This window comes from Pseudomonas psychrophila HA-4 (assembly GCF_000282975.1).
In the GTDB taxonomy this organism is placed as follows: Bacteria; Pseudomonadota; Gammaproteobacteria; order Pseudomonadales; family Pseudomonadaceae; genus Aquipseudomonas; species Aquipseudomonas psychrophila_A.
The window spans coordinates 107229-115944 of record NZ_ALJC01000051.1 but is presented as its reverse complement, the minus strand read 5'-3'; the positions used below and the strand labels follow the sequence as shown (position 1 = coordinate 115944).

Annotated in this window: 7 protein-coding genes and 1 pseudogene; 7 read left to right on the top strand and 1 reads right to left on the bottom strand. The window is 53.4% G+C overall.

Annotated features, from left to right (window positions below; genetic code table 11):
* Positions 1-137: 137 nt before the first annotated feature.
* The 7 genes and pseudogenes from B347_RS27140 to B347_RS0106660 form a co-directional block, all read left to right on the top strand.
* Positions 138-953 (top strand): annotated as a pseudogene (locus B347_RS27140) (PAS domain-containing protein); the annotation flags it as partial.
* Between the two features lie 108 nt (positions 954-1061).
* Entirely contained in the window at positions 1062-1493 is a 432-nt protein-coding gene (locus tag B347_RS27135; protein WP_423812773.1) for a methyl-accepting chemotaxis protein, read from the top strand.
* 99 nt (positions 1494-1592) lie between these two features.
* Positions 1593-2477 carry a Dyp-type peroxidase gene (locus tag B347_RS0106680; protein ID WP_019408930.1) on the top strand — a complete coding sequence of 295 codons (885 nt, stop codon included), beginning with the start codon at positions 1593-1595 and terminating at the stop codon, positions 2475-2477.
* A gap of 124 nt (positions 2478-2601) precedes the next feature.
* Positions 2602-5370 (top strand): ATP-binding protein, encoded by a 2769-nt coding sequence (locus tag B347_RS0106675; protein WP_033387299.1) that lies wholly within the window; start codon positions 2602-2604, stop codon positions 5368-5370.
* A gap of 11 nt (positions 5371-5381) precedes the next feature.
* A complete protein-coding gene (locus tag B347_RS0106670) occupies positions 5382-6578 on the top strand; it encodes an EAL domain-containing response regulator (protein WP_026014023.1) in 1197 nt (398 codons plus the stop codon).
* 278 nt (positions 6579-6856) lie between these two features.
* Positions 6857-7507, top strand: coding sequence for a response regulator (locus B347_RS0106665; protein WP_019408927.1), 651 nt, complete (start codon positions 6857-6859; stop codon positions 7505-7507).
* A 56-nt stretch (positions 7508-7563) separates the two neighbouring features.
* Entirely contained in the window at positions 7564-8208 is a 645-nt protein-coding gene (locus tag B347_RS0106660; RefSeq protein ID WP_019408926.1) for a response regulator, read from the top strand.
* Position 8209: 1 nt separating this feature from the next.
* Here B347_RS0106660 and B347_RS0106655 read toward each other — a convergent pair whose 3' ends face one another.
* Positions 8210-8716, bottom strand: coding sequence for a fimbrial protein (locus B347_RS0106655; RefSeq protein ID WP_019408925.1), 507 nt, complete (start codon positions 8714-8716; stop codon positions 8210-8212).

Here is an 8716-nt window from a genome sequence, read left to right as displayed (position 1 = left end):
GACCGAGTTGCCGGAATCGCTGGCAAGCCTGCTCCCACTCAATACCGTAACGGTAACAACGGCGAGCGGCTGGGTTGTTCAAACGGCCAACACATGACCGCTCGTCTGGAAGCCTTTAGAAATGCAGGCGAAAGCCGATGCTTCTATCACGCGCCTCCCATCCCTTGGTATTCCCCATGTTTAATAAACGCTTGAAACAGGAGCTGTCAGCTCTTCGCGAAGAACTGTCCTCAATTCAGCAAATCAAGGACAGCCTAGAGAGCGAAATGCTCTGCATGAGCCTGGACCCGGATGGGCGGGTCGAGTCGGTCAATTACAACTTCACTCACGAAATGAACTACTCGAGCAGCCAGCTCTTGGGTCGACATATTGATGAGTTGGTGCCGGCTCACTTAAAGCATGACGAGCACCATCTGCGTTTTAAAAATGCCATGATCCGTGGCGAGCATTACAGCGGTACCGTGCGTTTACTTCGGGGCAATGGTCAGGAAGCGTGGCTGCGTTCAATCATGCAGCCGGTGCGCAACTCTAGCGGTCAGATTTTGAGCATCTCGATTTTTTCCAGCGATCTGACGCGCACCATCGAAGCCTCGCGTGACCACGAAAACCTAATGGACGCGCTGATGCGCTCAACCGCCGTCATCGAGTTCAACCTAAAAGGCGAAGTGCTCACTGCCAATGACCGTTTTCTGCGGGGTATGGGTTACTCGTTAGCGCAGATTCAGGGTCGGCATCACCGTATTTTCTGTACCTCGCAAGAGCAGAACAGCGCTGAATATGAAACCTTCTGGAAGCGCTTGAACGCGGGCGAGTTTGTCGCTGATCGTTTTAGGCGTGTCGACAGCCATGGCCGTGAAGTCTGGCTTGAGGCGTCTTACAACCCGGTGCGCGACGCCAACGATAACCTTTATAAAGTGGTGAAATTCGCCACCATCATCACTGACCAAGTTCAGCAGGAACAAGCCGTGTCCGAGGCGGCAGGGATCGCCTACAGTACCTCGCTGCATACCGACAACAGCGCTCAACGCGGGACCATCGTCGTGACGCAAGCGGTCGACGTGATGCGTGAGCTGGCCAAGCACATGCAGCAAGCGGGCGATGGCATCGAAGCCCTGAACGAGCAGTCACAGGTCATTGGCAGCATCGTCAAAACCATCAGCGCGATTGCCGAGCAAACCAACTTGCTGGCGCTTAACGCCGCGATTGAAGCCGCCCGTGCGGGTGAGCAAGGGCGTGGTTTTGCCGTAGTGGCCGATGAAGTGCGCCAACTGGCTTCACGCACCAGCAAGGCCACCGAAGAAATCATCTCTGTGGTGCGTAAGAACCAAGACATGGCAAGCCATGCCGTGGCGTTGATTGCCGACGGCAAACGGCAAGCCGAAGAGGGCCTGTCTCTGGCGGCGGAAGCCGGTACGGTAATTGTTGAAATTCAGGATGGTGCGCAAAAGGTGGTAGATGTTGTAGGGCGTTTTGCTAATCAGCTATCAGCCTAAGACTTGATCTACGTAGGACGGGAGCCAACAAAAATAGCCTTCGGTGTCCGAAAAGTCGCTGGTGAAGAGTAAACTCTGGGCTTTCCTGAAGGAGTTTCTATGAGTCTTTACCAGCCTGGCATCCTCGCCAAACCTGTGCCATCGCAGGCGCGCTATATGTTTTTCGCCCTCAAGTCTGTAGAAGCACTGCCGGCTGCACTCGACACGCTGTCGCAGTGGGTAGACGGCAAAAGCGCTGTAGCAGGCTTGGGTTCACCGCTGGTACTGGCCTTGGGTGCAAAAGTGCAGGGTTTGCGGGTGTTCCCAGCACTCAACGCTGTGGTTGAAAACCCGTCGACCCAGCACGCCCTGTGGCTGTGGTTGCTGGGTGATGATCGCGGTGAGTTGTTGCACCGCAGTCAGGCCATCGAAGTGGCGTTGGCGCCAGCCTTCAACCTGCTGCAAGTCACCGAAGGATTTCGCTACAGAACCGATCACGACTTGACCGGCTATGAAGACGGCACTGAAAACCCGGTGGATGAAGCTGCGGTCGAAGCCGCAGTCGTCGCGAGCTCTGGCCCCGGTCAGGACGGCGGCGTATTTGTTGCTGTTCAGCAGTGGCAGCACGACCTAAACGGCTTTGCAGCCCGCCCGCAATCTGAACAAGACAACACGATAGGTCGCCGCAAAAGCGACAACGAAGAACTCGACGACGCGCCGGAGTCAGCCCACGTCAAACGCACTGCCCAAGAAAGCTTCTCGCCAGAAGCCTTCACCGTGCGCCGGTCCATGCCCTGGACTGAAAACGGTAAATCGGGGCTGATGTTTGTCTCGTTCAGCCGCACCTTGAACGCCTTTGAAGTTCAACTGCGCCGCATGAGCGGCATGGAAGACGGCATCGTTGACGCTCTCTATAGCTTTAGCCGCCCATTGAACGGTGGCTACTACTGGTGCCCGCCACTTAAAGACGGCCGTCTGGATTTGAGCGCTCTTCGCCCGGCTTAAGCCAAGCGATAAATCCTTGGAGCAAAACACCTTGTTTTGCTCCAGTTCACAAAAATGGCGACCTGCCGGTGGTTTCAGGAATCATCTGATTATTTTTACCCTGCTCAAGCGCCAGGCTTGCGGCATGAAATCGACCCCCAAAGCCGCCCGAAAACTTCTCCACTTATTTGCCTATGGTTTGATCATCGCTGTTCTGGCAGGTTCGTTCGTTTATTTACGCGCCGTTTTTAATCAAGAAGTGTCCCTTCGCCGTAGTTTCATGAACGAGGCGGTGTTCAATGCTCAGGATTTTTTTGTCAGCCGTCAGACCTTGCTCAAGAGTCTGGTATTGGCAGCGGTGCCTGATAAAAGCGGGCATGACTCATTTGTCAGTGTTGATCCTGAAGAAGAAATGAACATCAGCCTGGGCAGCGAGGCAGGTCACTGGAGCATCTGGTTGACCCAGCGGATGACGGACTACCTGCATGAGAGCAAAGTCAATCTGCTCTATGTTCCGCAAACAGATACCCCTCAAGTCGTTCGCCTGTTTAATGCGTCAAGCAATCTGCAGCCCTTGCCCAAGGAGGTGTTACAACGCTTGGAGGACGAAGGCAGCCAGAGCTATTCATTTGGTGATGACCTGTGGCTGACTGACAGCAGGACGCTGGATTCTCCGTTCTATCTATTCACCCGACTGGATAACCGTAATGTATCTTCCGGCTGGCTGGGCATTGAGGTCGAGGTGCCGGACCTTACAGAAGCGCTTCGCAGTGAAACCGCTGGCGACTTTATGCTGCTGGATGGGCAAGGGCAGATCATTTTTACCAATGCTGCGCAGTCCACGTTGGTCGACGCTCTGCACCGGCTGGAACCCAAAAATGCATTTGGCTTTATCGGCCCAGGATGGATCCCCGAGAGCTTGGCGATTCGCAAAAAGCTGGGGTATTCAGGCTGGCAAATCGTCTACGCCGTCGATATTAATTCTTTGTTTCCGGTTCTGGCTTGGCCGCTGCTGGGCTGTGTGCTGTTGTGGATTGCCGTGTGCATTGGGCTACGCCTGCTCATAGAGCGTATTGATCGTCGGCTGATCATGCCGGGAGAAAAACGCATACAAGCGCTGATTGAAAGTGAGGCATTCAACCGCGCCGTGTTGCAAGTTGCCCCGATCGCCTTGTGCGTGATTCGCCGTGTCGATGGCAACGTGGTGTTAGAGAATTCGCTCTCGCAACAGTGGCTGGGTAACGGCACTGAGATGGGCAAACTTTGTCATGGCTGGATCCGTCGGGCCTTCGACGAAGATGACGCGCTCAACAGTGATGAAATTGAGATGGAAGATGGCCGTCTTCTGTACCTCGCGTTTACTCCGACCCGTTACAACGGGCAGGACGTGCTGATTTGTGCGTTCAGTGACATCAGTGCACGTAAGCAGATTGAGGTGACGCTGGAGCGCGCGCGGCAGTTGGCTGATCGGGCCAATGAAGCCAAGACTTTATTTTTGGCGACCATGAGTCATGAAATCCGCACCCCGTTATATGGCGTGCTCGGCACGCTCGAATTGCTGGCGCGGACCGAACTCAATGATCAGCAAAACAACTACCTCAGAGCCATCGAGCGTTCTTCTGGCAATTTATTGCAATTGATCTGCGACGTCCTCGATGTGTCGCGCATTGAGGCTGGGCAATTGCAGTTGGAACTCAATACCTTCAGCCCTATGGCGCTGATCGAAGAAGTGGTCCAAGGCTATAGCGGTGCGGCGCAAGCCAAGGGGCTGCAACTGTTTGCCTTGATAGACTCGACAGTGCCCGAATGGCTCAGCGGGGACGTGACTCGCATTCGGCAAATTTTGAATAACTTGCTCAATAACGCCCTCAAGTTCACCGACAACGGAAAAATTGTCCTGCGGCTCAAAATGGACAGCCGCGATGATGAACGCGTCATGCTGCGCTGGCAGGTCTCGGACACCGGTAAAGGCATCGCGCATGAAGAACAGGCCCGTTTGTTCGAGCCGTTTTATCAAATTGAATCAGCAAAAAATGTCGTGGCGGGTACCGGTCTGGGTTTGTCCATCTGCAAGCGCCTCATGCATTTAATGAACGGCAGCATGCGCCTTGTCAGCGAGCCGGGGCTTGGCAGTAGCTTTACTCTGCATTTGCCGCTGGAGCAGGTGCGTGAACCTTTGCATACCCACCCTTTGGACGAGTTATCGCCCGACGTTATCTACGTGGTATCGCCACTGCGTGAACTGGCTGAATGCTATTGCGGCTGGTTACGTCGCTGGGGTGCGCGGGCCCAGTTGGGCGTCCCCAAACCTGGCGAGGCTCCTGAGCACGCTGTTCTGTTGGAGCTGCATCCCGGCTCAGCCCGGCAAAGGCTAGAGCCAGATTGGACAGGCCCGGTGGTCGTGGCCGCAAGTAATAAGTCCGTTGCGCTTGATCTGGACACGACTTGTTGGCATGTCGATCTAAACAGCTTGCAGTCTGTATACCAGGCACTGAGTAACGCGCAGGGTATGCGGATTAACACGCCTATTGAGGCAGGGGTTGGCAAGTCAGATTTGAAACTGGATCTGCGGGTTTTGGTCGCGGAAGACAATGTCATTAACCAACTGATTTTGCGTGACCAACTTGAGGAACTCGGCTGTTCAGTGACGTTGGCCAGTGATGGCCTGGAAGCCTTGGGATTATGGCAGGAGGGGCGGTTTGACTTGGTTTTGACTGACGTCAACATGCCCAAAATGAACGGCTATGAGCTGGCAGCCCAGTTAAGGTCCATGAAAGCGGCACTGCCCATTATTGGCGCGACGGCCAATGCCATGCGCGATGAGGGTGAGCGCTGTCTAAGCGCGGGGATGAACCACTGTTTGATCAAGCCTTTTACGCTGCACACCTTATTTAACTGTCTTCAGCACTTCTAAAGGAGGGTCCAGTGAAGCCCTATCGTGTCTTGGTCGTCGAGGATCATCCCTTTCAGCATGAGTATTTAATGAATGTTTTCAGTGAGGTGGGCGGCTTTGATGTTGACACCGTGTGGGACGGAGATGAGGCGTTGGAAAGCCTGATGCGTCATGACTATGACCTGCTATTGACCGACCTACTGATGCCTGTAATGGATGGGGTGCAACTGATCCAGAAAGTTGCCGCCTTAAAAAAAAGACCGGCGCTGGCGTTGATGAGTGCGTCGTCGCGCCGAATGTTAATTAGCGCGGGCCTGGCCGCAAAAAATCTGGGCATGTCGGTGGTCGGTTTGATTTCCAAACCTGTCGAGTTCAATGCCGTCATGCGGTTAAAGGAACGGATGGCGATTTTTCGTATGAGCGGTGAAATCGACCCCGCGCTGGCGATTGAAGTGGACCCTCAGAGCATTGTGCGGGCAATGAACAATGGCCAGATTCAGGCCTGGTTTCAACCCAAGAAGTCTTTACATAACGGTAATATCCTCAGCGCAGAAGCCTTAGTCCGCTGGGTTCATCCGCAGGCGGGGTTGTTACTGCCCAAAGACTTTCTCTCACTGTTGATAAAGCAGGGGCTGGAAGAGCGCCTGTTGTGGTTAATGCTGGAAAAAACCCTGCAAGCGCAAAGAGAGTGGCGCCAGCAGGGTTGGGATATTCCGGTTTCAATCAATTTGCCGACGCATTTGCTCGATGACCACGACTTGGCTGATCGCTTGCGTGACTATGTGATAGCCGATGGTGGCGAGCCGCGAAGCATCGTGTTTGAACTGATGGAAAGCTCGATCACAGAAGAACTCAGCAATTATTACGCTGGCGCTTGCCGCTTGCGCATGATGGGCTTTGGGTTAGCCCAAGATGATTTTGGTAAAGGCTTTAGCTCCTACTTTAATCTGGTTTCTACCCCTTTCAGTGAGCTCAAGATAGACCGTTCGCTGGTGCATGGCTGTGTTGAGAACGAGAACCTGGCCTCCGCTTTACGCAGTCTGGTTGAGTTAAGTCAAAAACTAGGTCTTACGGTGGTCGCCGAAGGTGTCGAAACACAGGCTGAACTCGCCTTTCTTCGTCGTATCGGCTGTGACCAAGCGCAAGGCTTTCTGATCTGCGGTGCAGTGTCATGTGCTGATTTTGGAACTCTTTTGTTCGAGGATAGCTCTAAGCCATCATGGAGATAACTCAAAGCAAAGCATGATCCAAACAGCTTTCGTTCACGTCTGTCACTCAGATAAAACCACGCGCAACGGCTCAGGAAATCACGCGGTCATCGCTTTGTGCTGGCTTTAGGAGCGCGGGCCAAGCTGATGGTCATTGCCGTTACTGTGCTTCAGGTTCGTGATGTGTACTTCTGTTCAAGCCTTGTTCAGTGTTCGCTCGATTGGCTGGGTGAGCACTGACCCAGTTTTGAATCCACTCAGCGGTATATAGCAGTGCGTCATTAATTTGGAGCCAGGCAATGTGCGAATTAAAGGCAGTAATTGCCGATGATCATCCGGTGGTGCTTTTGGGCCTTCGGGAGGTGATTCAGCGTGATGAGCGCTTCGGACTGGTCGGCGAAGCGCTTAATTCGTCGGAGTTGGTCCATCTGATGGTCTTGCATCAACCGGATGTAGTGATCACCGATTTCAACATGCCCGGTGATGAAGTCTACGGCGATGGTTTGCCGTTGATTGAGCACATCGTTGAGCATTTTCCGGCAGTGAAAATTCTGGTGCTGACGATGGTCAGCAATCAACTGATCATTTCGCGCTTGCTGGAAATGGGGGTGGCGGGCGTCATCGCCAAAAATCACATCCATGAGGAAATCGGCAAAGCCCTGAATGCCTTGGCCAATGACCGACCTTATAAAACCCTGATGGCTCACCCAACATCAGTGCTGGCTAACGCTAAGGTCATTGATGAGCGCTTTTCCAATCTTTCGCCGCGCGAGGTCGAGGTATTAAGGCTTTTTGTAGCTGGGAAAAGTGTCGGCGAGATTGCTCGCTTGTTGAATCGCAGCGTTAAAACCGTCAGTACCCAGAAGGTCTCGGCCATGCACAAACTGGAAGTGCTCAACGACCATGCGCTGCTCACTTACTGCATTAAGGCCGATCCCTTTGAGTCATAAAGGTCTTAGTGGCTGTTAACAGCGATCTGTGTTTCAGGACTGGAGTTATATACGTCATGCCGCAAATGAGAGTCTTATTGGCCGACGATCACCCGATTGTGTTGATGGGCGTGCGCGAGATCATTGAGCGCGATGCGCGTTTTAAAGTGGTCGGCGAAGCTACGAATTCGTCCGAATTGATCAGTAGGGTTTCTGAGCTGCGTCCTGACGTCATCATTACCGATTACAACATGCCGGGGGATGAGCAATACGGTGACGGAACCCGCTTGGTGGAGTACTTGCGCCGGCATTTTCCCGAGCCGCGGGTGTTGATTCTTACAGTTATTTCCAACCCGCAGATTTTGACTTGGCTGTATGAGTTAGGCATCAGCGGGGTGATTTCAAAGAACGCTGGGCTGGAACAAATTCTGGTGGCGCTGGATGCGTTTTATCGGGAAGGTCATTACCAACTCGACCCGTTTGACGGTGATACGAGCGCCGACACCGATGAGATTTCGCAAAGGCTCTGTCAGCTGTCAGTCAAGGAATTTGAGGTGTTGCGTTTGTTCGCCTCAGGCCTGAGCGTGAGTGAAGTGGCGCAGAGTCTGAACCGTAGTATTAAGACCATCAGCACCCTGAAAATTTCAGGCATGCGCAAATTGGGTGTCGACAGCGATCAGGCGCTGTTGATTCTGTGCATCAAGGCCAATTTATTTGCCTGACTTACAGGTAAATGATTTCCATCAATAATGTTGATCTGTAACTGCCAATGGCGGGCAATTCATCAGCCGTTTTCACCGGTCTCACCGACAGCTTAAGTTTGAGCAACGTGTCTGTAACAGGGAAGCTCAACGACTCGCCGAACTTTACGTCTAGCAATTTGGCGACGCTGGTCATGTCAGTAAGGCGTGTTTTCAAGCCCAGACTGTCGAGGGTCGTGCGCAAAGTATTACTGTCAAAGGCGCCGTTGCCCGCACTGAACTTCAGGAGCACCTGGCTGCCTTTGATGCACTGAAAATCAAGGGCCACATCGGTCCATTCGGTAATGTCCGACCGCAGCGAGTTAAGGTTTACCTTGGGGATCTCCACGCTCTGCGAGGCCGGGAAACTGGCCGTGCAGGGCGGTTTGATCAGCGTGCCCTTAATATCCAGCGACGGGGCGTCTGCTGCTCGGCTTGCTGCGCTAAAGCCCATAAAAAGGGCAGCCAACAGTGATAGCCATAGGCTCAT